Origin of the sequence: Curtobacterium sp. 260 (assembly GCF_030803485.1) — a bacterium.
Classification (GTDB): domain Bacteria; phylum Actinomycetota; class Actinomycetes; order Actinomycetales; family Microbacteriaceae; genus Curtobacterium.
Genome location: NZ_JAURUY010000003.1, coordinates 116,552 through 137,470 on the forward strand (window position 1 = coordinate 116,552; position 20,919 = coordinate 137,470).

19 protein-coding genes are annotated in these 20,919 nt (G+C 73.3%); 3 read left to right on the plus strand and 16 right to left on the minus strand.

The annotated features are described in order from the left end of the window. Window positions 1–70 precede the first annotated feature (70 nt). A complete protein-coding gene (locus tag J2X59_RS04965) occupies window positions 71–1,420 on the plus strand; it encodes an APC family permease (RefSeq protein WP_326495892.1) in 1,350 nt (449 codons plus the stop codon). A gap of 76 nt (window positions 1,421–1,496) precedes the next feature. Here J2X59_RS04965 and J2X59_RS04970 read toward each other — a convergent pair whose 3' ends face one another. The 15 genes from J2X59_RS04970 to J2X59_RS05040 form a co-directional block, all read right to left on the minus strand. Continuing rightward, window positions 1,497–2,219, minus strand: coding sequence for an alpha/beta hydrolase (locus J2X59_RS04970; RefSeq protein WP_326495893.1), 723 nt, complete (start codon window positions 2,217–2,219; stop codon window positions 1,497–1,499). After that, window positions 2,216–3,391 carry a bifunctional GNAT family N-acetyltransferase/class I SAM-dependent methyltransferase gene (locus J2X59_RS04975; protein WP_326495894.1) on the minus strand — a complete coding sequence of 392 codons (1,176 nt, stop codon included), beginning with the start codon at window positions 3,389–3,391 and terminating at the stop codon, window positions 2,216–2,218. Before J2X59_RS04975 ends, J2X59_RS04970 begins: the two co-directional genes overlap by 4 nt. Before the next feature lie 61 nt (window positions 3,392–3,452). After that, entirely contained in the window at window positions 3,453–5,606 is a 2,154-nt protein-coding gene (locus J2X59_RS04980; protein WP_326495895.1) for an ArnT family glycosyltransferase, read from the minus strand. Between the two features lie 56 nt (window positions 5,607–5,662). Beyond that, complete coding sequence (locus J2X59_RS04985; RefSeq protein WP_326495896.1) at window positions 5,663–6,148, minus strand: GNAT family N-acetyltransferase; 486 nt, start codon at window positions 6,146–6,148, stop codon at window positions 5,663–5,665. Next, window positions 6,135–6,656, minus strand: a complete 522-nt coding sequence (locus tag J2X59_RS04990; protein WP_326495897.1) for a helix-turn-helix domain-containing protein — start codon at window positions 6,654–6,656, stop codon at window positions 6,135–6,137. Before J2X59_RS04990 ends, J2X59_RS04985 begins: the two co-directional genes overlap by 14 nt. Window positions 6,657–6,757: 101 nt before the next feature. Next, the gene (locus J2X59_RS04995) at window positions 6,758–7,393 is read right to left on the minus strand and encodes a PepSY domain-containing protein (RefSeq protein ID WP_326495898.1); all 636 of its coding nucleotides are present in this window, start codon (window positions 7,391–7,393) and stop codon (window positions 6,758–6,760) included. Window positions 7,394–7,481: 88 nt separating this feature from the next. Beyond that, window positions 7,482–8,819, minus strand: a complete 1,338-nt coding sequence (locus J2X59_RS05000) for a sensor histidine kinase (RefSeq protein WP_326495899.1) — start codon at window positions 8,817–8,819, stop codon at window positions 7,482–7,484. Continuing rightward, complete coding sequence (locus J2X59_RS05005; RefSeq protein ID WP_326495900.1) at window positions 8,812–9,489, minus strand: response regulator transcription factor; 678 nt, start codon at window positions 9,487–9,489, stop codon at window positions 8,812–8,814. Before J2X59_RS05005 ends, J2X59_RS05000 begins: the two co-directional genes overlap by 8 nt. A gap of 46 nt (window positions 9,490–9,535) precedes the next feature. After that, window positions 9,536–10,237, minus strand: coding sequence for a response regulator transcription factor (locus J2X59_RS05010; protein WP_326495901.1), 702 nt, complete (start codon window positions 10,235–10,237; stop codon window positions 9,536–9,538). Continuing rightward, window positions 10,234–12,726 (minus strand): ATP-binding protein, encoded by a 2,493-nt coding sequence (locus J2X59_RS05015; RefSeq protein ID WP_326495902.1) that lies wholly within the window; start codon window positions 12,724–12,726, stop codon window positions 10,234–10,236. Before J2X59_RS05015 ends, J2X59_RS05010 begins: the two co-directional genes overlap by 4 nt. Before the next feature lie 235 nt (window positions 12,727–12,961). Continuing rightward, on the minus strand, window positions 12,962–13,567 hold the full coding sequence (kdpC, locus tag J2X59_RS05020) for a potassium-transporting ATPase subunit KdpC (RefSeq protein ID WP_326495903.1): 606 nt from the start codon (window positions 13,565–13,567) through the stop codon (window positions 12,962–12,964). 3 nt (window positions 13,568–13,570) lie between these two features. Next, the gene (kdpB, locus tag J2X59_RS05025; protein ID WP_326495904.1) at window positions 13,571–15,700 is read right to left on the minus strand and encodes a potassium-transporting ATPase subunit KdpB; all 2,130 of its coding nucleotides are present in this window, start codon (window positions 15,698–15,700) and stop codon (window positions 13,571–13,573) included. Further along, complete coding sequence (kdpA, locus tag J2X59_RS05030) at window positions 15,700–17,382, minus strand: potassium-transporting ATPase subunit KdpA (RefSeq protein ID WP_326495905.1); 1,683 nt, start codon at window positions 17,380–17,382, stop codon at window positions 15,700–15,702. The genes kdpB and kdpA overlap by 1 nt, the downstream gene beginning before the upstream one ends. Continuing rightward, entirely contained in the window at window positions 17,382–17,471 is a 90-nt protein-coding gene (locus J2X59_RS05035; RefSeq protein ID WP_058729515.1) for a potassium-transporting ATPase subunit F, read from the minus strand. Before J2X59_RS05035 ends, kdpA begins: the two co-directional genes overlap by 1 nt. A gap of 228 nt (window positions 17,472–17,699) precedes the next feature. Further along, entirely contained in the window at window positions 17,700–18,647 is a 948-nt protein-coding gene (locus tag J2X59_RS05040; protein ID WP_400340089.1) for a helix-turn-helix transcriptional regulator, read from the minus strand. Between the two features lie 62 nt (window positions 18,648–18,709). Here J2X59_RS05040 and J2X59_RS05045 point away from each other — a divergent pair, with 62 nt between their 5' ends. Next, entirely contained in the window at window positions 18,710–19,129 is a 420-nt protein-coding gene (locus J2X59_RS05045; RefSeq protein ID WP_326495906.1) for a VOC family protein, read from the plus strand. Window positions 19,130–19,166: 37 nt separating this feature from the next. Here J2X59_RS05045 and J2X59_RS05050 read toward each other — a convergent pair whose 3' ends face one another. Continuing rightward, on the minus strand, window positions 19,167–20,042 hold the full coding sequence (locus J2X59_RS05050; protein ID WP_326495907.1) for a putative RNA methyltransferase: 876 nt from the start codon (window positions 20,040–20,042) through the stop codon (window positions 19,167–19,169). A 34-nt stretch (window positions 20,043–20,076) separates the two neighbouring features. Here J2X59_RS05050 and J2X59_RS05055 point away from each other — a divergent pair, with 34 nt between their 5' ends. Continuing rightward, window positions 20,077–20,832, plus strand: coding sequence for an SDR family NAD(P)-dependent oxidoreductase (locus tag J2X59_RS05055; RefSeq protein WP_326495908.1), 756 nt, complete (start codon window positions 20,077–20,079; stop codon window positions 20,830–20,832). The last annotated feature ends 87 nt before the right edge of the window (window positions 20,833–20,919 follow it).

The following is a 20,919-nucleotide window of genomic DNA, read 5'->3' on the forward strand; positions in this document are numbered from 1 at the left end:
GCGCCGAGCGGACCTTCCGGGAGCGCTCGGACCGCTCCCCGTCGAGGTTGGGCGTGACGGAAGGCACCACATGAGCACCACCACGACGGCCCAGGACGGCTCGGGCTCGAAGCTCAAGCAGGCGATCACCGGCCCGCTCCTGTTCCTCTTCATCCTCGGCGACGTGCTCGGCGCCGGCATCTACGCCCTCATGGGCACCCTGTCGAAGGACGTCGGCGGCGCGCTCTGGGCACCGCTGGTCCTCGCGCTGCTCCTGGCCCTGCTGACCGCGGGCTCGTACGCCGAGCTCGTGACGAAGTACCCGAAGGCCGGTGGCGCCGCGGTGTTCGCCGAGCGGGCGTACAAGACGCCGATCGTGTCGTTCCTCGTCGGCTTCAGCATGCTCGCCGCCGGTGTCACGAGCGCCGCGGGGCTCTCACTGGCGTTCGCGGGCGACTACCTCGGCACCTTCGTGGACCTGCCGCCGGTGCCGACGGCGATCGTGTTCCTCGCACTCGTCGCCTGCCTGAACGCCCGGGGCATCTCCGACTCGCTGCGCAGCAACGTCGTCATGACGATCATCGAGGTCTCCGGCCTGGTCATCGTCATCGTGGTCGTCGCGGTCATGCTGGGCGGTGGCGGCGGCGACGTCTCGCGCATCGGCGCCTTCCCCGCCGAGGCGAACCCCGCACTCGCGACCCTGAGCGCCGCGATCGTCGCCTACTACTCGTTCGTCGGCTTCGAGACCTCGGCGAACATCGCCGAGGAGGTCCGCGACGTCCGTCGCATCTACCCCCGCGCGCTGTTCGGGTCCCTCGCCGCCGCCGGCGTCGTCTACGTGCTCGTCGCGCTCGCGAGCTCGATCGCCCTGCCGGCCTCGGAGCTGTCCGGGTCGAGCGGCCCCCTGCTGGCCGTCGTGTCGGCGACCGGCGTGCCGATCCCCGACTGGGTGTTCAGCCTCATCGCCCTGGTCGCCGTCGCGAACGGCGCGCTCCTCACGATGATCATGGCGAGCCGCGTCACGTACGGCATGGCGGAGCAGCGGCTCCTGCCCGCCCTGCTCGCGAAGGTCCTGCCGAACCGGAAGACCCCGTGGGTCGCCATCGTCGCGACCACCGTCGTCGCGATGCTCCTGACGCTCGTCGGTGACGTCGGAACCCTCGCCGAGACCGTCGTGCTCCTGCTGCTGTTCGTCTTCATCAGCACGAACGTCGCCGTGCTGGTGCTGCGGAAGGACAGGGTCGAGCACGACCACTTCCGTGTGTGGACGTGGGTGCCGGTGCTCGGGGTGGCGTCCTGCATCCTGCTGCTCACGCAGCAGAGCGGGCAGGTCTGGCTGTACGCCGCCCTGCTGCTGGCCGTAGGCGTGGTGCTGTACTTCGTCGCCCGTGCGACGGGCCGCCGGACCGGTCGCGACCACGAGGCGGGCCGCATCCACTGATCACTCCCCGATCAGCCGACGGTCTGGAGGCTCGGTGCCGGCTGGCACCGAGCCTCCGGTCTGTCGTGTGGTCGCGTCAGCCCAGGGTGCGCACCCAGTCCTGGACGGCCGCGCTGATCTGCGCCCGCGCGTCCTCGCGTGAGATCGTCGCCGTGCGGTCGCCGGGCTGGTCGCCGTACGCGCCGAAGTCGGCGTGGTTCGCACCCTCGATCTCGACCATCCGCGCCGTGGAGGGGAGTTCGTCGCGGGCGGCGGCGACTCTGTCGGGCGTCGAGAGGCCGTCGCGGGAGCCGGAGACGCTGAGGACCTGGACGTACGAACGAGCGATGTCGTTCGCGCAGTAGCTGCCGAGCAGCAGCAGACCGTCCGCGTCCTGCGCGAGCTGGCACGCGCGGACCCCGCCGAGCGAGTGGCCGCCGACCGCCCAGGTGCGGACACCGGGTGCGTGCGCCTCGAAGGTCGCCAGCGGGCGGGTGTCGAAGAACGCCAGGTTCAGCGTCGGCTTCGTGATGACGACGGTGGTGCCCGAGGCGACGACCTGGCGGAAGGTCGCCATGTACGCGAAGGGGTCGACCTTCGCGCCCGGGATGAAGACGATCCCCTTGCCGTCGTCGCTGCCCGTCGGGGTCATCACGACGCTGTCGCCCACGTCGCGCACGGCCACACGGTCGTCCCGCCAGACCTGCAGCGCAGCGCTCCTGGTGCCCTGCATGACGATGTTCGCGTACACGAGGAAGACCACCGCGAGCAGCACCACCACGGTGACGACCCAGGCGGTCCAGCGGAGTGCTCGGTTCACGGTCGGTCCTCCTCGTCCGGCCGGTCCTCGTCGGGCCGGTCCTCATCGGGCCGGTCCTCGTCGGGCCGGTCCTCGTCGGGCCGGTCCTCGTCGGGCCGACGGGCCGTCACGGTCAGCCAGCGCTCCTCGGCGCCGGGGCGGGTGGTCTCACGGACCCGGACGTCGGTCCACCCGGCGGTCGTGACGGCTGCCGCGAGGGCGTCCTCGTCCCAGTAGGTGAACCAGCGGGGGTCGTCGAGCTTCCGGTCGCTCCAGCCATCACCCTGGCCGTCGCGGTCGCCCCGCTTCACCGTCGCCGCGAGGACGCCACCGGGGCGGACCGCCCGGCGCGCGCGCTCGAGCACGGCGGGGGTGTCCGACCGCGCGACGTGCAGGAGGACCGCGTTCGCGACGACGGCGTCGTACGGGCCGCCCCAGCCGTCGCGGCGGACGTCGAGCACGCGGGCCTCGTGGCCGGCGACGCGGAGCCGGTCGACGAACGCCGTGGTGCCGTCGGTCCGGTCGACACGGAGTCCCGCTGCCTCGAGCGCGTCCGCGTCCCGACCTGGGCCGGAGCCGAGTTCCAGGACGTGGGCGCCGTCGGGCACGAGGCCGAGCAGGTCGTCGACGAGTCCCGCGCGGTGGTCGTCGGTCCGTTCCGTCCAGCGGTCGGCGCCGCGCTCGTACGCGAGGAGCGTGCGCTCGGCGGTGAGGTCGCGGCGCATCACGGTCTCGGTCCGGCCGTCCGGCAGCCGGTCGCCGGGGGTGTCCGTCGCGGTGAACCCGATGCGCTCGTACGCCCGGCGTGCGCGGTCGTTGTCCGGCATCACCGAGAGCTCGAGGTGTTCGGTCCCCTGCGCGACGAGCACGCGAGCGACCTCGTCGACGAGGCGTGCGACGAGCCCCCGACCGCGGGCGCCCGGCGCGACCCACATCGAGATCAGCTCGGCCAGCGCGGGGTCGTCCGGGTCGGGGACCCCGCTCGCCATCCCGACGGTGTCGCCCTCCTCGACCGCGAGCAGGTCGACCGCGCCCGGCAGCGACAACCGGGTGCGCCAGCGGTGTTCCGGAGCGTCCTGCCAGTCCTCGAGGCGGGAGCCGAACGCCTGAGGCGCGTCGGTGAGGGCGGCGAGGCGGACCGGGCGCCAGACGGCCCAGTCCTCGGCGGTCACCCGGCGCAGCTCGATGGTCACGGATCGACGGTACCGCCCGCTCGTGTCCGGGGGACGCGGGCGGTACCGGCGGTGTGCGTGGTCAGGACGCCGGTGTGAGGTCGTACATCGTCACGCCGTCGACCGTCGTCGGCTCGAAGTGCGCGGCGACCCACTCGGCGATCTCGGCTGCGGCGTCGCTCCCGCTGCTGCTGGTGCTGGTGCTGCCACCGACGAACCAGTGCACCTTCCCCGCGGCGACGAGGGCCCGGAACTCCGCCAGGGTCGGGGCCGGGTCGGTGCCGTTGTAGCCGCCGATCGCCATCACGGGGTCGCCCGTCGCGAGCTGGTACGCGGCGGCGCTGTTCGACCCGACGGTCGCGGCGGCCCAGGTGTACTGGTCGGCGTCCGCGGACAGCGCGGCGACGACCTCGTCGGACACCTCGGTCGAACCGCCGAGCAGGTTCGTGCCGCCGCCGGGGGCGTTCGTGCGGCCGTCGGTGCCGCCTGCGGTCCCCGGGCCGTTCGCGTTCTGGCGCGTCCCGTTCTGGCCGGTCCCGTTCTGGCCGGTCGCGTTCTGTCCGGTCGTGTTCTGGCCGGTCCCGTTCTGGCCGGTCTGGCCGCCCGGTGCTCCGCCGGGGCCGCCCTGACCGCCGGGCGCTCCCTGGCCGCCGGGCGCTCCCTGGCCGCCGGGACCACCCTGACCACCGGGCGCGCCGCCGCGACCCCCGCCGGACCCGCTCGTCGTGACGCTCGGCCCGGCCGACGGGAGCGCACCCGTGTGCCCGACCGTGGTGGTCTGCACCGAGAACGCCGTCGGCCCGAGCAGCGCCGCGACGAGCACGGTCGCCACCGTCGCCCCCGCGAGGCCCCGACCGCGCGGCGGCAGCAGGACGAGGACGGTCCCGACGACGGCCGCGACGAGGACCACCCACCGGATCCACGGTTGCCACGACGACGCCTGGGACAGCAGCGCGGACGACCACGCTCCGGAGAGTGCGACGACGCCGGCGGCGGCGATGCGCCAGGCGAGCACCGCGCGGCGCTGCCACAGGAGCCCGGCACCGATGCCGACCACGCCCGCGATGTACGGCGCGAGCGCCACCGTGTAGTACGGGTGGAAGATCCCGCCCATGAAGCTGAAGACCAGCCCGGTGACGAGCAACGAGCCGCCGAGCACCAGCACGGTCGCGAGCCGCGGGTCACGGCGGCGACGGACCCCGATCGCGACGAGGGACACGACGAGCAGCACGAGCGCGGTCGGCAGCAGCCAGGTCACCTGCGTGCCGAACTCCGAGCCGAACAGCCGGGTCAGGCCGGTCGAGCCCCACGAGCCCGCCCCGGTCGTCCCGCCGGGCACGACGCTCCCCGTCTCGTCGCCCGTGACCCGGCCGAGTCCGTTGTAACCGAAGGTCAGCTCGAGGAAGCTGTTCGTCTGCGACCCGCCGACGTACGGCCGAGCCGAGGCCGGCACGAGTTCGACGATCGCGACCCACCACCCGGCGGAGACCACCACGGCGAGCGCCGCCGCGGACAGGTGCCCGATCCGCCGGAGCACCGGGCGGGGCGACGCGAGGAGGTACACCCCGACCAGGGGCGGCAGCACGAGGAACGCCTGCAGCTGCTTCGTCAGGAAGCCGAGCCCGACGAGCACGCCGGCCCAGACGACCCACCGCATCCGCCCGGACTCGACCCCGCGCAGCGTCAGGGCGATCGCCCCGACGGTGAGCAGCACGAGCAGGGCGTCCGGGTTGTCGTAGCGGAACATGAGGGTCGCGACCGGGGTCGTGGCCAGGACCGCACCCGCGGTCAGGGCGGCGCCGGCCGAGAACCGGCGCCGGACGATCCGGTACAGGACCGCCACCGACGCGACGCCCATCAACGCCTGCGGCACGAGGATCGACCACGAGTTCAGCCCGAACAACCGGACGGAGATGCCGATCACCCAGAGGAATGCCGGCGGCTTGTCGACCGTGATCGCGTTCGCGGCGTCGGAGGAGCCGTAGAAGAACGCCTCCCAGCTCTGGCTCCCCGCCTGCACCGCCGCCGAGTAGAACGCGTTCGCCCAGCCGTTCACGCCGAGGTTCACGACGTAGAGGACAGCGGTCACGAGCAGCAGCCCGAGGAACGCGGGGCGCTCCCACCGCGCGGTGTCCGCACCGCCGCGGACGAGACCGACCAGGCGGTCGCGGACGCCGAGCGGACGGATGGGTGGCGGGAGCAGGCGCGGTCGCTCGGTGGGGATCGTCTCGGTCATGCCCACGAGCGTGCGACCGCCACGTGCGCGGATCGTCGGCGCAGCCTTGGACCCTCCTAAGGGACTGGCACGGGCGGGACCAGCAGCCGGCTCCACGCGACCTCGTGCCCGAGCTGCCCGGTCGCGCGGAACAGCTCGACCTGCGTCGTGCCGGCGAGCACGGTCGCGAGCTCCGCGCGATCGGCCGGCGCGAAGCCGAGGCCCTGCCAGAACTGCCCGGACCGCCGACTGAACAACCACGCCCGTCGCGCCCCGCCCGCAGTCGCCTCCGCCATCGCGAACCGAGCGAGCGCCGCACCGCGACCCGAGCCGCGCAGTGCCGGTCCGACGGCGACGCTGCGGAGGAGGGCGTGCCTCCCGTCCGGCCCGGTCTCGTACCCGGTGGTACCGACGACGGCGCCGCCCTGACCACGGAGCGCCCAGAGCCGGACGCCCGGGTCCGACAGCCCCGCGACCGTCAGGTCGCACGCCGACAGGAAGGCGTGCACCTCGTCGACGTCGTCCGGCCCGACGCGGACCGGCGTCGGCTCAGCGAGCGGCACGGACCGGCACGTCGGTCGCCGACGACAGCGGCCAGCGCCGGTCGAGCCAGGGGCCGAGCACCGAGTCGAGCAGGAACCGTCCGGCCAGCCGCCCGACCACCCAGTACGCCCCGACGAGCAGGAACACCAGCGAGGACCACACGTGCAGGACGAGGAGCAGGACCGTGACGATCCCGAAGGCGATCCCGGCCGCGGAGTACAGCGACCAGAACCCGCTGACGAACCGGTCACGCGCGGCCTGCTCCGACGCAGCCGCAGCCGCGGCGGCCTCGGTCCGCTCGTCGAGCCCGCGCACGCCCGGCTCCAGCTCCGCGGGGTCGTCCTGCGCGAAGAGCTCCCGCACCGGGACCTCGAGCGCCCGGGCGATCGCGGACAGGGTCTCGAGGCTCGCGTCGTTCCCGCCCTCGAGTCGTTGCACGGTCCGGACGGCCACGCCGCTCGCCTCGGCCAGCCGTTCCTGGGTCCAGCCGCGCTCACGTCGGAGGGTGGCGATCCGCATCTCGTTCATGGTGCCGAGCCTAGGAACGCCCGGGGCGACAGCACCACGACACGGACACGACACGCACCCGCCAGTGCCCCGCCACCCGGGCGCCGGCGCCCTTCTGCGGGTCAGTCGTCGGTGTCGACCGTGTTCGTGACGACCTCGCCGCTGCCGGCGTCGATCCGGATGCTGTGCTTCGTCCCGGCGTCGTCGCGGACGTCACCCTCCCAGACGACCGTGCCGGCGTGGTCGTCGAGTCCGAGCTCGGTGACCGTGCCGGGCATCGTCTCGACGAGCGTGGATGCTGCCTGCGCGACGGACAGGTCTGCGGCGTCGACGAACCGCTGGTTCTCCGCGACGTCCTCGGCGTCCGTGGTGTCCTTCGTCGGACCGGCGGTGGTGCGCTCCCCGTCGGCGGCCACGTGGACCTCCTGCTCGTTGCCGTCCGCGGTCACGACGAGCACCTCCCACGAGGTACCGCCGGCCTCCTGCTCGATCGAGGTGACGGTGCCCGAGCCGACGGCCTCCCGTGCGGTCTCCGCAGCGGCTCCGAGGGCGTCGTTCCCGGCGGCGTCGGAACCGCTGCCCGTGCTGCCGCTCGCGCTGCCGTCGGTCGCCGTCACGGAGGGTGCCGAGGCAGCCGGGGCGGCCGTGTCGTCGCGGTCGTCGTCACCGGCGCAGCCGGCGAGCGCCAGCGCCCCGACGAGTGGGAGCGCGGAGAGGAGGGCGATGCGGCGGGCGGTGGTCTTCGTCGTGGTCTGCATGCGGCAAGCCTGCGGAACGGGCGCTGAAGCGGGCCTGAAGCCACCTGGGGCGACGCCGGGGGTGTCCGGGACCGCCCTCGGCAGCGCGTCAGTCGTGCAGCAGCGGGAGCCGGACCGTGAACCGGGCCCCGCCCGCCGGGGCCGTCGAGACCGCGGTGCTGCCGCCGTGCGCCCGGACGACGGCGTCGACGATCGCGAGCCCCAGACCCGACCCACCCGCGTCCCGGGCACGGCCCTCGTCGAGCCGCACGAAACGGTCGAACACGCGCTGCCGGTCCTGCTCCAGGATCCCCTGTCCGTCGTCGTCGACGGTGAGGACCGCGTCGTCGCCGGTCCCGACGAGCGTGACCGTCACGGTGCTCGCGGCGTGCCGGACGGCGTTGTCGACGAGGTTCCGCACCGCCCGGGCGAGCAGCCGGTCGTCCCCGCCGACCCGCGCGGGAGCGACACCGGACACGTCCACGCGGACGGCCTCGGCCCCCGCGGACCGCGACCCCTCCGCGAACACGAGGTCGTCGAGGTCCACCGCCCGGTCACGGGTACGGCCCCGCTCGTCGACACGGGTGAGCAGGAGGAGCGACTCGACGAGGTCCTGCAGCCGGGCACCCTCGTCGAGGACGACCGCGGCCAGCTCGGCCGTCCCGGTGACGTCGGGGTGCGCCCGGGCGACCTCGGCGTGCTGCCGGATCGTCGCGAGCGGGGACCGCAGCTCGTGCGACGCATCGGAGACGAAGCGCTGCTGGGCCTCCTGCGACGCCTCGAGCCGCGCGAGCATCCGGTTCATCGTGGCGGCGAGACGGTCGACCTCGTCCCCCGAGCCCGGTTCCGCCACGCGCGCGTGCAGGTTCGCGCCCTCGACGTCGTCGACCTCGCGGCGCATCCGGTCGACCGGACGGAGCGCTCGACCGACGACGAACCACGTCACGAGCGACATGAGGGCCACGACGACCGGGACGGCGACGACGAGCAGCACGGACACGGTCCGAACGGCGGCGTCGGCGTCCTCGAGCGGCAGCCCGACGACGAGCACACTCTCGGTGCCGTCCGGCAGCTCGACGTCGTCGGACACGAGGGACCAGCGCTCGCCGTCGTGCCGGTACCGGGACTCCTCGGCGCCGGAGAGGGCCGCGTCGGGACTGTCCTCGGCCCGCGCGAGCACCCGGCCGGTGCCGTCCTGCAGCTGGGCGAGCACGTCGTCGCCCTCGGCCTCGACGGCGGCGGCACCGTCCGTCTCCACCCGTGCGGAGAGGCCGTCGAGCGTCTGCTCGGCCGACGACCGGACGCCGTCGGACAGCGAGCCCCGGAGGACCCCGACGAAGGCGACCGCCCCGATCACGAGCGCGACGAGGACGACGACCGCCGCGCCTCCCGTCGCGCGTGCACGGATGCTGCGCGGCCGTCGGACCCGCCGCGACCGGTCAGCCACCGTCGGCGTCCAGGCGGTAGCCGGCCCCGCGGACGGTCTCGATCGCGGTCCGGCCGAACGGCCGGTCGACCTTCCGGCGCAGGTGCCCGACGTACACCTCGACGATGTTCGGGTCGCCCGCGAAGTCGTCGTCCCAGACGTTCGCGATGACGTCGCGCTTCGACAGCACCTGACCCGCGTGCCGCATGAGGTACTCGAGGACCGTGAACTCCCGGCTCGTCAGGTCGAGCAGGTCCTCGCCCCGCCACACCCGTCGCTCCGCCGGGTCGAGACGCAGGTCGCCGGCCCGGAGGACCGTGGGGCGTTCCCGGGACCCCCTGCGGACGAGCGCACGGAGACGCGCGACGAGCACCGGGAACGAGAACGGCTTGGTCACGTAGTCGTCGGCACCGGCGTCGAGGGCGTCGACCTGGTCCCACTCACCGTCCTTCGCGGTCAGCATGAGCACGGGGGTCCAGTCCTGCTCGGCGCGGAGCGTCTCGCACACCTTCCAGCCGCTCATGCCCGGCATCATCAGGTCGAGGACGATGGCGTCGTACGGGTGCTCACGGGCGTACCAGAGCCCGTCGACCCCGTCGTGCGCGACGTCGACGGCGAAGCCCTCGGCCTGCAGCCCGGCGCGGATGCCGTCCGCGAGCCGCACCTCGTCGTCGACGACCAGCACACGCATCGTCCGAGCATGGCGGCGCGGCCTGAACCGGCGCTGAAGGGAGGGCTCAGGCCCCGCTCGGGTCGAACCGGTACCCCATGCCCGACTCGGTCACGAGGAACCGCGGGTGCGACGGCTCGGGCTCGAGCTTCCGCCGCAGCTGCGCCATGTAGAGCCGCAGGTACCCGGAGTCGTTGCCGTGCGTCGGACCCCAGACCTCGGTCAGGAGCATCTCGCGGGTCATCAGCCGCCCGGGGTTCGTGACGAGGACCTCGAGCAGCCGCCACTCGGTCGGGGTGAGCCGGATCGCGGGGCCGGTCGGCGGGGTGACCTGCTTCGCGACGAGGTCCACCACGAGGTCCCCGATCGTGACGGTCGGGGTCGCGCCTGCGGTGGCCGCCGCGGTCGCCTGCCGTCGCCCGAGGGCCCGGAGCCGGGCGAGCAGCTCGTCCATCTGGAAGGGCTTCGTCACGTAGTCGTCGGCACCGGCGTCGAGCGCGTCGACCTTGTCCGACGAATCGGTCCGCCCGGAGAGCACGAGCACCGGCACCTGCGACCACGCGCGGATGCCCTCGAGCACCCCGATGCCGTCGAGGCGGGGCATGCCGAGGTCGAGCATGACGATGTCGGGGCGCTCGGTGATCACGGCGTCGATGGCGGCCCGACCGTCCCGGGCGGTGGCGACGTCGTACCCGCGCGCGGCGAGCGTGACGGACAGGGCGCGGACGAGCTGTGCGTCGTCGTCGGCGATGAGGACCTTCGTGCTCACTTGACATCCACTCCCAGGTGTCCGGCGATCGGCAGCCGCACGACGACGGTGAGCCCGCCGCCCGGGGTGTCGTCGACCTCGATGGTGCCGCCCATGCCCTCGGTGAACCCACGGGCGAGGGCCAGCCCGAGGCCGAGGCCGGTCTCGTTGTCGGTGTCGCCGAGCCGCTGGAAGGGCTGGAACACCTCGCCGCGGCGGTCCTCGGGGATGCCGGGTCCGTGGTCGGCGACACGCAGCTCGACCCCGCCGCCGAAGGCGCTGGCGGCGACCCGGACCCGGGTGCCCTCGGGGGCGTAGCGCTGCGCGTTCGCGAGCAGGTTGACGACGACGCGCTGCAGGAGCACCGGGTCGGCGAGGACCGGGGGCAGGTCGGCGGGCAGGTCGAGGTCGACGTCGTCCGGCCCGAGTTCGAGCTCGTCGAGCGCGGGGGCGACGACCGTCTCGAGCGCGGTGGGCAGCGGGGTGACGGCGAGCACCCCGGCCTGGACCCGGCTGACGTCGAGCAGGTCGGCCAGCAGGACCGCCAGTTGACCGAGGCTCTCGTCGGCGGTGGCGAGCAGTGCCTCCCGGTCGGGTGCCGACAGCTGGATGTCGGACGCCCGCAACGTCTGCACGGCGGCGGAGGCCGCCGCGATCGGCCGGCGCACGTCGTGGCCGACGGCCGCGAGGATGGCGCTCCGTACCCGGTCGGCCGCCGCGATCCGCTCGGCGTCGACCGCGGTGCGGGTGAGTCGGCGGTGCTCGACCGCGGCGTCGAGCTGCTGCTCGACGACGCGCAGCAGCCGGCGCTGGGTCGGGTCGTCGGGTGCGCCGGAGAACTCCAGGACGGCACCGGACGGGAGGCTCGTGGTCGCGTCCGGCCCGTCGGCGAACGTCCCCGACGTGGCCGGGACCTCCTCGCCCTGCCGGATCCGCACGCCGGTGAACCCGAACGCCTCGCGGGTGCGGTCGAGCAGCGCCTGCAGGGCGTCGTCACCGCGGAGGACGCTGCCGGCGATCCCGACGAGCAGCCCGGACTCGGCGGCCGCGCGACGGGCGGCTCGACTGCGGCGGGCGGACCGGTCGACCACGAAGCTGACCAGGACGGCACTGATCACGTACATCACGAGGGCCACCAGGTGCCACGGTTGCTGGACGGTGACCATGTAGAGGGGTTGCACGAAGAAGTAGTCGAGGCTCAGGCCGGAGAGCACCGCGGTGAAGACCGCCGGCCACATCCCGCCGGTCAGGGCGACGACGAGCACGAGCAGCTGGTACGACAGCACGTCGACCGTGATCGAGTCGGGATCGCTGCCGAGCGACAGCAGCCAGGTCAGCAGCGGGCCGAGCAGCAGCGAGACCGCGAACGCCGCGGCGATGCGGCCGCGCGAGAGGCTGCCGCCGAGCTTCGGCAGGGCGAACCCGCCGCCGGCGCGCTCGTGCGTGACGACGTGCACGTCGATGTCGCCGGACTCGCGGACCACCGTGTTGCCGATGCCCGGTCCGGTCAGTGCGGCGGCGAGGCGGCTGCGACGGCTGACGCCGATCACGATCTGGGTCGCGTCGACCGACTTCGCGAAGCGCACGAGGGTGCTCGGCACGTCGTCGCCGACCACCTGGTGGTACGTCCCGCCGAGCTGCTCGAGCAGGGCGCGCTGCTTGCCGAGCGCGCCGGGGTGGCGCTCGCGCAGCCCGTCGTTCGTCGTGACGTGCACAGCCGCGAGCTCTCCACCGGCACTGCGGGCGGCGATGCGGGCACCGCGGCGCAGCAGGGTCTCGCCCTCGGGACCGCCGGTCAACGCGACGAGCACGCGCTCCCGGGTCTCCCACCGATGGTCGATGCCGTGCTCGGCGCGGTAGGCCTTGAGCGCGTCGTCGACCTCGTCGGCGAGCCAGAGCAGGGCGATCTCGCGCAGCGCGGTGAGGTTGCCGAGGCGGAAGTAGTTCGACAGCGCCGCGTCGATGCGGGCGGCCGGGTAGACCAGCCCGTCCGAGAGCCGTTCGCGCAGGGACGCCGGCGACAGGTCGACGACCTCGATCTGGTCGGCGGCGCGGACCACGGCGTCGGGGACGGTCTCGCGCTGCACCGTGCCGGTGATCTCCCGGACGACGTCGCCGAGGGACTGCATGTGCTGGATGTTCACGGTCGAGATGACGCTGATGCCGGCGGCGAGGAGCTCCTCGACGTCCTGCCAGCGCTTCTCGTTCGGGCTGCCCGGGGCGTTCGTGTGCGCGAGTTCGTCGACGAGGGCGACGTCGGGTGCCCGTGCCACGACCGCGTCGAGGTCCATGTCGTCGAGTGCGACGCCGCGGTGCTCGACGACGCGGCGGGGCACGAGCTCGAGACCGTCGACCAGGGCTGCGGTGGCGGCTCGCTCGTGGGTCTCGACGACGGCGACGACGACGTCCCGGCCTTCGGCGCGCAGCCGGTGGCCCTCCTCGAGCATCGTGTACGTCTTGCCGACACCCGGAGCGGCGCCGAGCAGCACCCGGAGTTTCCCGCGCTTCACGTGCTCATCCTCCCGCGGTTCGGTGTGGTGTGGTGTGGTTGTGGTGCGTGGTGCGCCGTGCTGCCGAACAACCGGAAGCACGTCGCACCACGCGGTTCCGCGGCGCGAGGTGCTTCCGGTTGTGCTGGCGGCTCCGCCCTCGGGCCGGACCGGGCCGGACCGGGCCGGCCACGGCCGGGCCGCCCTCGGCTCGGGCCAGGCCGGGCCAGACCGGCCGGACCGGCAGGCCGGACCGTCAGCGTTCGGCGGCCAGGGCCAGGTTCAGCTCGAGGACGTTCACGACCGGCTCGCCGAGGAACCCGACCTGCCGGGACTCGGTGTGCCGCTCGACGAGCGTGCGGACCGTCGACTCCGACAGACCCCGGGCGTCGGCCACCCGGGCCACCTGCTGCAGCGCGTACTCCGGGCTGATGTCCGGGTCGAGCCCCGAGCCCGAGGCCGTCACCGCGTCGGCGGGTACGTCGGCAGCGCTGACCCCGTCGGCCTCCGCCACGGCGGCCCGCCGCTCCTCGATGCTCTTGAGCAGGTCGGGGTTGTTCGGCCCGAGGTTCGAGCCGGACGAGGCGTTCGCGTCGTAGCCGTCCTCGCCCGCGGCACTCGGACGCGACTGGAACCAGCGGTCGGCCTGGGCACCCGCGAAGGACTGCCCGATCAGGGACGAGCCGACGACCTTCCCGGAGGAGTCGGTGACCATCGAGCCGTTCGCCTGGTCGTGGAAGGCCGCCTGCCCGACGCCCCACACCGCGAGCGGGTAGGCGACGCCGAGGACGACGGTGGACAGCAGGGCGAGACGGATCGCCACACCGGTGGAACGGAGGAAGGAGCGTGATGAGGAAGCCATGGTCTAGAACCCCGGGATGAGACCGACCACGAGGTCGATCAGCTTGATACCGATGAAGGGGACGATGACGCCGCCCAGCCCGTAGACGAGCAGGTTGCGTCCGAGGACGGACGATGCCGAGGCCGCCCGGTAGCGCACACCCCGCAGCGACAGCGGGATGAGCGCCACGATGACGAGCGCGTTGAACACGACGGCCGACAGGATCGCCGACGCCGGGCTGTGCAGCCCCATGACGTTGAGCGCCGCGAGGCCGGGGAACGCCGCCTGGAACATCGCCGGGATGATCGCGAAGTACTTGGCGACGTCGTTGGCGATCGAGAACGTGGTGAGCGCCCCGCGGGTGATGAGCAGCTGCTTGCCGATCCGGACGACGTCGATGAGCTTCGTCGGGTCGGAGTCGAGGTCGACCATGTTGCCGGCCTCCTTCGCAGCGGTCGTGCCGGTGTTCATCGCGACGCCGACGTCGGCCTGTGCCAGGGCGGGGGCGTCGTTCGTGCCGTCACCGGTCATCGCGACGAGGTTCCCGCCCTCCTGTTCCTTCCGGATGTAGGCGAGCTTGTCCTCGGGCGTGGCCTCGGCGAGGAAGTCGTCGACGCCGGCCTCGGCGGCGATCGCGGCCGCGGTGCGGGGGTTGTCGCCGGTGATCATCACCGTGCGGATGCCCATCGACCGCAGCTCCGCGAAGCGCTCGGCCATGCCGTCCTTCACGACGTCCTTCAGGTGCACGACCCCGAGCAGGTCGACGGCGCCCGAGGCCGAGCGACGGCCGACGACGAGCGGCGTCCCGCCCTGGTCGGAGATCTCGGCGACCGCGGTGTCGACCGCGGCGACCACGGCGGCGTCGGCAGACCCCGACCAGGCGAGCACGGCGGCCGCTGCACCCTTGCGGATCTGCGATCCGTCGGCCAGGTCGAGCCCGGACATGCGGGTCTGCGCGGTGAAGGGCACCTCGAGCGCACCCGCCGGGGTGCCGGGCGTGATGCCGTCCTGCTCGGCGAGCGTGACGATGGAGCGGCCCTCCGGCGTGCTGTCCGCGGCGCTCGACAGGGCTGCGGCCTCCATGAGCGTCGCGACCGTGACGCCCGGGACGGGCACCACGCGCGATGCCTGCCGGTTGCCGTACGTGATCGTGCCGGTCTTGTCGAGGAGCAGCGTGGTGATGTCCCCGGCCGCCTCGACCGCGCGCCCGGACATCGCGAGCACGTTGTGCTGCACGAGCCGGTCCATGCCGGCGATCCCGATCGCCGAGAGCAGCGCGCCGATGGTGGTCGGGATGAGGCAGACGAGCAGGGCGATGAGCACCGGCACGCTGACGGTCGCGCCGACCAAACCGGCGATCGGCTGCATCGTCAGGCAGACGATCACGAAGACGATCGACAGCGACGCCAGCAGGATGTTCAGCGCGATCTCGTTCGGCGTCTTCTGCCGCGCGGCACCCTCGACGAGCCGGATCATCCGGTCGATGAAGGTCTCGCCGGGCGTCGAGGTGATGCGCACGACGATCCGGTCGGACAGCACCCGCGTCCCACCGGTGACGGCGCTGCGGTCACCACCGGACTCGCGGATGACGGGCGCCGACTCGCCCGTGACCGCGGACTCGTCGACGCTGGCGATGCCCTCGATCACGTCACCGTCGCCGGGGATGACCTCGCCGGCGACGACCACCACGACGTCGCCCTTCGCGAGGTCCACTGAGGCGACCTCCTCGGTGTCGTTCGACAGTGCGGCGGCGTCGGACGCGTCCCATCGCAGCACCCGGCGGGCGCTGGTCGTCGAACGGGTCTTCCGCAGGGTGTCGGCCTGCGCCTTGCCCCTGCCCTCGGCGACGGCCTCGGCCAGGTTCGCGAAGACGACGGTCAGCCAGAGCCACACCGCGATCGCGGCGGTGAACACCGACGGCTCGACGAACGCGGTCACGGTGGTGAGCGCGGCGCCGACCTCGACGATGAACATGACGGGGTTGCGCCACATCAGGCGCGGGTCGAGCTTGCGGAGGGCGCCCGGGAGGCCCGCCGCCAGCTGACGGGGACCGAACGCGGACGATCGGGTGACCGGCCGGGAGGCACTGCTCGCCTCCGGCGCGCTGGTCACGGTGGACGAGGGGGTCGGGGTGGACACGGGTTCGGTTCCCATCAGGAGAGGGCCTCCGCGAGCGGGCCCAGGGCGAGCACGGGGAAGTAGGTGAGTGCGGTGACGATCACGGCGACGGCACCGAGCAGGCCGATGAACAGCGGCCGGTGCGTCGGCAGGGTGCCGACGGTCGCGGGCACCTTGTCCTGTGCGGCCAGGGACCCGGCGAGCGCCAGCACGAGCGCGATCGGGACGAAGCGGCCGAGCAGCATCACGACGCCGAGCGCCGAGTTCATCCACGTGGTGTTCGCGGTGAGACCGCCGAACGCCGAGCCGTTGTTGTTCGCGCCGGAGGTGAAGGCGTAGAGCAGCTCGGACAGCCCGTGGTTGCCGGGGTTGAAGATGCTCGTGCCGAGGACCTGCTCACGGACACCCGGGATCACCAGGGACAGTCCGGTGCCGAGCAGCACCAGGGTCGGCGTGACGAGGATGTACAGCGCCGCGAAGGTCATCTCACGGGCGCGGATCTTCTTGCCGAGGTACTCCGGGGTCCGGCCGACGAGCAGTCCGCCGATGAACACCGTGATGACGGCGAGCACGAGCATGCCGTACAGGCCGGAGCCGACGCCCCCGGGGCTGATCTCGCCGAGCATCATGTTGAGGAGCGCCATCATCCCGCCGATCGGCGTGAAGCTGTCGAACATGCCGTTCACGGCGCCCGTCGACGTGGCGGTCGAGGTCGTGCCGAAGAGCGTCGTGCCGAGGATGCCGAAGCGCATCTCCTTGCCCTCCATCGCCGCACCGGCCGCCTGCGTGGCGCTGCCGCCGCCCGTGAGCTCGGCGATCGACATCACCGAGAGCGACACGAGGAAGATCGCGCCCATCACGGCGAGGATCGCGTACCCCTGGCGGTCGTCACCGACGAGCCGCCCGAACGTGCGGGGCAGCGAGAACGGGATGACGAGCATGAGGAAGACCTCGACGAGGTTCGTCCACGCCTGCGGGTTCTCGAACGGGTGCGCCGAGTTCGCGTTGAAGTACCCGCCGCCGTTCGTGCCGAGCTCCTTGATCGCCTCCTGCGACGCGACGAAGCCGTCGGGGATGTGCTGGGTGCCGCCCGCGAGCGTGGTGATGTCCGTGCCGGTGCCCCACGACTGCACGACGCCGCCGGCAATCAGGACGATCGCGAAGACCAACGCCCCGGGGAGCAGGAGCCGGCCGGTGCCACGGACGACGTCGACCCAGACGTTGCCGAGCGTGCCGCTCCTCCGCCGCGCGAACCCGCGCACCAGGGCCACGGCGACCGCGAGCCCGATCGCGGCGGACAGGAAGTTCTGCACCGCCAGGCCTGCCATCTGCACGGAGTAGCCGACGGTCGCCTCGGGCGAGTACGACTGCCAGTTGGTGTTGGCGACGAAGGACGCGGCGGTGTTGAACGCGAGCGACGGGCCGACGTTCGGCAGCCCGAGGTCACCGGGCAGCACGACCTGGATGCGCTGCAGCAGGTAGACGAGCAGCACGCCGACGGCGCTGAAGAGCAGCACGCCGCGCAGGTACGCGGGCCAGGACTGCTCGGCGTCGGGGTCCACACCGATCACGCGGTAGACGCCGCGCTCGATGCGGGCGTGCCCCGTGGGCGTGTAGACACGCGCCATCCAGTCACCGACCGGGCGGTAGGCGACCACGAGGAGCAGGACGAGGGTGGCGACCTGGGCGATCCCGGCCCAGGTGTCGGCAGCGCTCATCAGAACCGCTCCGGGTGCACGAGCGCCCACACGAGGTAGACGACCGAGGCGATGCCGAGGACGGCGGCGGCGATGGTGACGACGATCACAGCCGCTCCACCCCCTTGGCGATGAGTGCCACGACACCGAACACGGCGAGGACACCGGCGACGACGAAGACGTCGAACACGAAGGACTCCGTTGGTTGCTGCGGGTCCGACGCCGGGCGGCGCGGACCGCACCACGTGTGGTGCGGTACCGATGCTGGTTCCGGCCGTGTGCCTCCAGGCCGGTCCTCACGGAATCCTCACGCCGTCCTGACGGACGCGTGCACCGCCCTAACGCACCGCCGCGCGCTCCAGCCGTTCCGCCGACCTGCGGACGGCGGCGCGGAGTTCCTCCGGCCCCTCGACCACGAACGGCACCGTCATCCCGGCGACCGCGCCGGCGAGCCCGTCCCACGACCAGGACCCGAGCGTCAGCCGTCGACGGTCGTCGTCGGACTCCTCGAGCACGGCGTCCTCCGGCAGGAACGGGGCGACCCGCGCGGCGTCGGCAGCGGTCAGCGAGACCGACCCGGTGCACGGCCACGCGTCGTCGCGGTCGGACCCCTTGAAGCGGGCCGCCACGAAGGCTGCCACGTCCCCACCGGGTACGGGTCGCTGCACGAACGGGAGCCGCGTCCGCATCCGCGGTGCGATCCGGTCCACCCGGTAGGTCCGCCAGTCGTCGTGCTCGGGCTCCCACGCCAGCAGGTACCACCGACCGTGCCGGGCGACCACCGCGTGCGGTTCGACCCTGCGGGAACGGTCGTCCGTGCCGTACCCGAACCGGAACACCTCGTGGCGCTGCACGGCCTCGCTGACGGCCACCAGCACGTCCGGATCGACCCGCGGGGCGGACGATCCCACGACGGCATCCACCAGGTCCACCCGGTTCCGGAGCCGTTCGGGCATGACCTGTCGCACCGTCGCGAGCGCGCGGGTGGCGGCCTCGGCGATGTCGGCACCCGACCCCGGCGCGACCGCGAGGGCGAGGGCGATCGCCACCGCCTGGTCGTCGTCGAACAGCAGCGGCGGCAGGTCCGATCCGGCGGCGAGTCGGTAGCCGCCGGCCGGACCGCGGACGGAGTCGATGCGGTAGCCGAGGTCCCGGAGGCGATCGACGTCGCGGCGGAGGGTGCGCGGGCTCACGGTCAGGCGACCGGCGAGCTCGTCGCCCGTCCACTCCCGGTGCACCTGCAGCAGGGAGAGCAGCGCGAGCATGCGCGAGGAGGGTCCGGACACGTCGTCCATCCTCGTCGGAGAAGCGGTCACGATCTGACCGCAACACTCGCGACACTCGATCCATGAGCATCGAGACCACGACCCACCTCAACTTCGACGGACAGGCCCGCGAGGCCCTGGACCACTACGCATCCGCGTTCGGCGGCACCGTGACCGCCGCCACCTACGGCCAGATGGGCGCGTCCCAGGACCCCGCCTGGGCGGACCGCATCGTGTTCGGCCAGGTCAGCACCGAGGCCGGCTTCCGGATCATGGCGTTCGACGTCTGGCCGGACCAGCCGTACGACCAGGGCACGAACGCCTGCTACGTCTTCGTGCACGGCGACGACGCGGACGAGGTCACCCGGTACTGGGAGGCCCTGTCCGAGGGTGCGGAGGTGCGACAGCCGCTCGCGCCCTCGCCGTGGGCCCCGCTCGCCGGGCAGCTGCGCGACCGGTTCGGCGTCGTGTGGCAGTTCGACGTGGCGGCGCCGCAGGGCTGACACCCGACCTCGGCACGTGGACGGCCGGCGGCAGCGCCTAGTGCTGCCTGGCGACCGTCCACGTGCTCACGGTCACCGCGGCCGTCACGGCCGTCGGCGCGAACACCCGGTCCGGATCGACGTGGTGGTGGCTCGGGCCCATGTGCACCACGTCGTGCACGTCCTCCGCGGACAGCTCCATCGTCCACGTGAGGTCCTCGGACCCCTGCAGCGCGAACGTCGGCTCGAGCGACTCCCGCAGCCGCCGCTCCTTCTCCGGGTCCACCGCGATGGTCGCCTCGGCGAGCTCCGCCAGGTGTCCGGTCCGTGGCGTCACGACGACGAGCACGCCGTCCGGGTGGAGCACCCGCGCGTACTCCCGCTGGTTGCGCGGGGCGAAGACGTCCAGCACGACGGCCGCCGCGTCGTCGACGACCGGGAGGCGCTCGGTCACGTCCCCGACGACGGCGCCGGCCCGCGGGTGGACGCGTGCCGCCCGCCGGATGGCGACGGGTGACAGGTCCAGCGCGACCCCGAGGCGGGCAGCGACGGGGCCTGCCGGGGCCGAGCCGGGCCTCCCGGCCGACGCAGTCTCGTCCGGTCCGTCCGCGTCCAGCACGTGCGCGAGGTAGGTGCCGGGGCCGGAGCCGACGTCGAGGACGACGCCCGGGGCCTCCGTGGCGGCGACCACCGCGGCGAGCGCCCGCTCGACCGGTGCGTAGTGCCCCCGCCCGAGGAACCGGATCCGCGCGTCGACCATGTCCGGGGTGTCCGCGGTCAGGGCGCGGCGCTTCGCGGGCAGGAGCGTGAGGTGGCCCTGCTTCGCCTCGTCGAACCGGTGGCCGCCGGCACAGCCGACCTGCCCGCCGTCGACACGGGCGAGGGGCTCGGCGCAGACGGGGCAGGCGAGCACGGGGAGCAGGTCGTCGCGCACCGACCCAGCGTACGGGCGTCGGTAGCCTGGCCGGATGGCACTGGAGCAGCTCTTCGGCCTCGACGGACGCCGTGCACTGGTCACCGGGGGCAGCTCCGGCATCGGTCGGGCGATCGCGCTCGCCCTCGCGGACGCGGGCGCCCACGTGCTGGTCGCGGCGCGCACGCTGGAGGCGATCGACGAGACCGTCGCGACGATCACCGCCGACGGCGGATCGGCCGCCGGTGTCGTCGCGGACCTGTCGACCCGGGCGGGCGCCCACGCGCTCGCGGACGCCGTCGGCGAGGTGGACGTCCTCGTCAACTCGGCCGGCATCAACCTGCGACCGCCGATGCCGGACCTCGACGAGGGCACGTGGGACGCGACGATGGCCGTCAACCTCGACGCACCCTTCGTGCTCGGCCAGCGGCTCGCGCCCGGCATGGCCGCACGCGGGTACGGCCGGATCATCGGCATCAGTTCGCAGCAGGCCCACCGCCCCTTCGCCGCGAGCGGCGCGTACGGGGTGTCGAAGGCCGGCCTGGAGGCACTGGCACGCTCCCAGGCGGAGGCCTGGTCGGGCAGCGGGGTCACCTCGAACGTCCTGGTCCCCGGCTTCGTGCAGACCGCGCTCAACAGGCGACTGTCCGCCGACCCCGAGCGGGTCGCGGCGCTCGCCGCGCGCACCCTCGTCGGGCGCAACGGCGAGCCGTCGGACTTCGCGGCCGCGGCGGTGTTCCTGGCCGGACCGGGGTCCGCGTACGTCACGGGCCAGTCGATCGCGGTCGACGGCGGCTTCTCCGTGCACTGACCTCCGTGCCCTGACCGCCGTGCGCTGACCGCCACGCGCTGACCGCGGTGCGGCGGGCCGACCATGGAAGCCGAGGTCTGCTCGGTA

What these genes read in the sequence shown, in the direction of transcription:
- kdpA (WP_326495905.1), bottom strand. Translation starts at nt 17,382, where the DNA reads ATGAGCGCTGCCGACACCTGGGCCGGGATCGCCCAGGTCGCCACCCTC.
- J2X59_RS04965 (WP_326495892.1), top strand. Translation starts at nt 71, where the DNA reads ATGAGCACCACCACGACGGCCCAGGACGGCTCGGGCTCGAAGCTCAAG.
- J2X59_RS04990 (WP_326495897.1), bottom strand. Translation starts at nt 6,656, where the DNA reads ATGAACGAGATGCGGATCGCCACCCTCCGACGTGAGCGCGGCTGGACC.
- kdpC (WP_326495903.1), bottom strand. Translation starts at nt 13,567, where the DNA reads ATGGCTTCCTCATCACGCTCCTTCCTCCGTTCCACCGGTGTGGCGATC.
- J2X59_RS05045 (WP_326495906.1), top strand. Translation starts at nt 18,710, where the DNA reads ATGAGCATCGAGACCACGACCCACCTCAACTTCGACGGACAGGCCCGC.
- J2X59_RS05005 (WP_326495900.1), bottom strand. Translation starts at nt 9,489, where the DNA reads ATGCGTGTGCTGGTCGTCGACGACGAGGTGCGGCTCGCGGACGGCATC.
- J2X59_RS04995 (WP_326495898.1), bottom strand. Translation starts at nt 7,393, where the DNA reads ATGCAGACCACGACGAAGACCACCGCCCGCCGCATCGCCCTCCTCTCC.
- J2X59_RS04980 (WP_326495895.1), bottom strand. Translation starts at nt 5,606, where the DNA reads ATGACCGAGACGATCCCCACCGAGCGACCGCGCCTGCTCCCGCCACCC.
- kdpB (WP_326495904.1), bottom strand. Translation starts at nt 15,700, where the DNA reads ATGGGAACCGAACCCGTGTCCACCCCGACCCCCTCGTCCACCGTGACC.
- J2X59_RS05055 (WP_326495908.1), top strand. Translation starts at nt 20,077, where the DNA reads ATGGCACTGGAGCAGCTCTTCGGCCTCGACGGACGCCGTGCACTGGTC.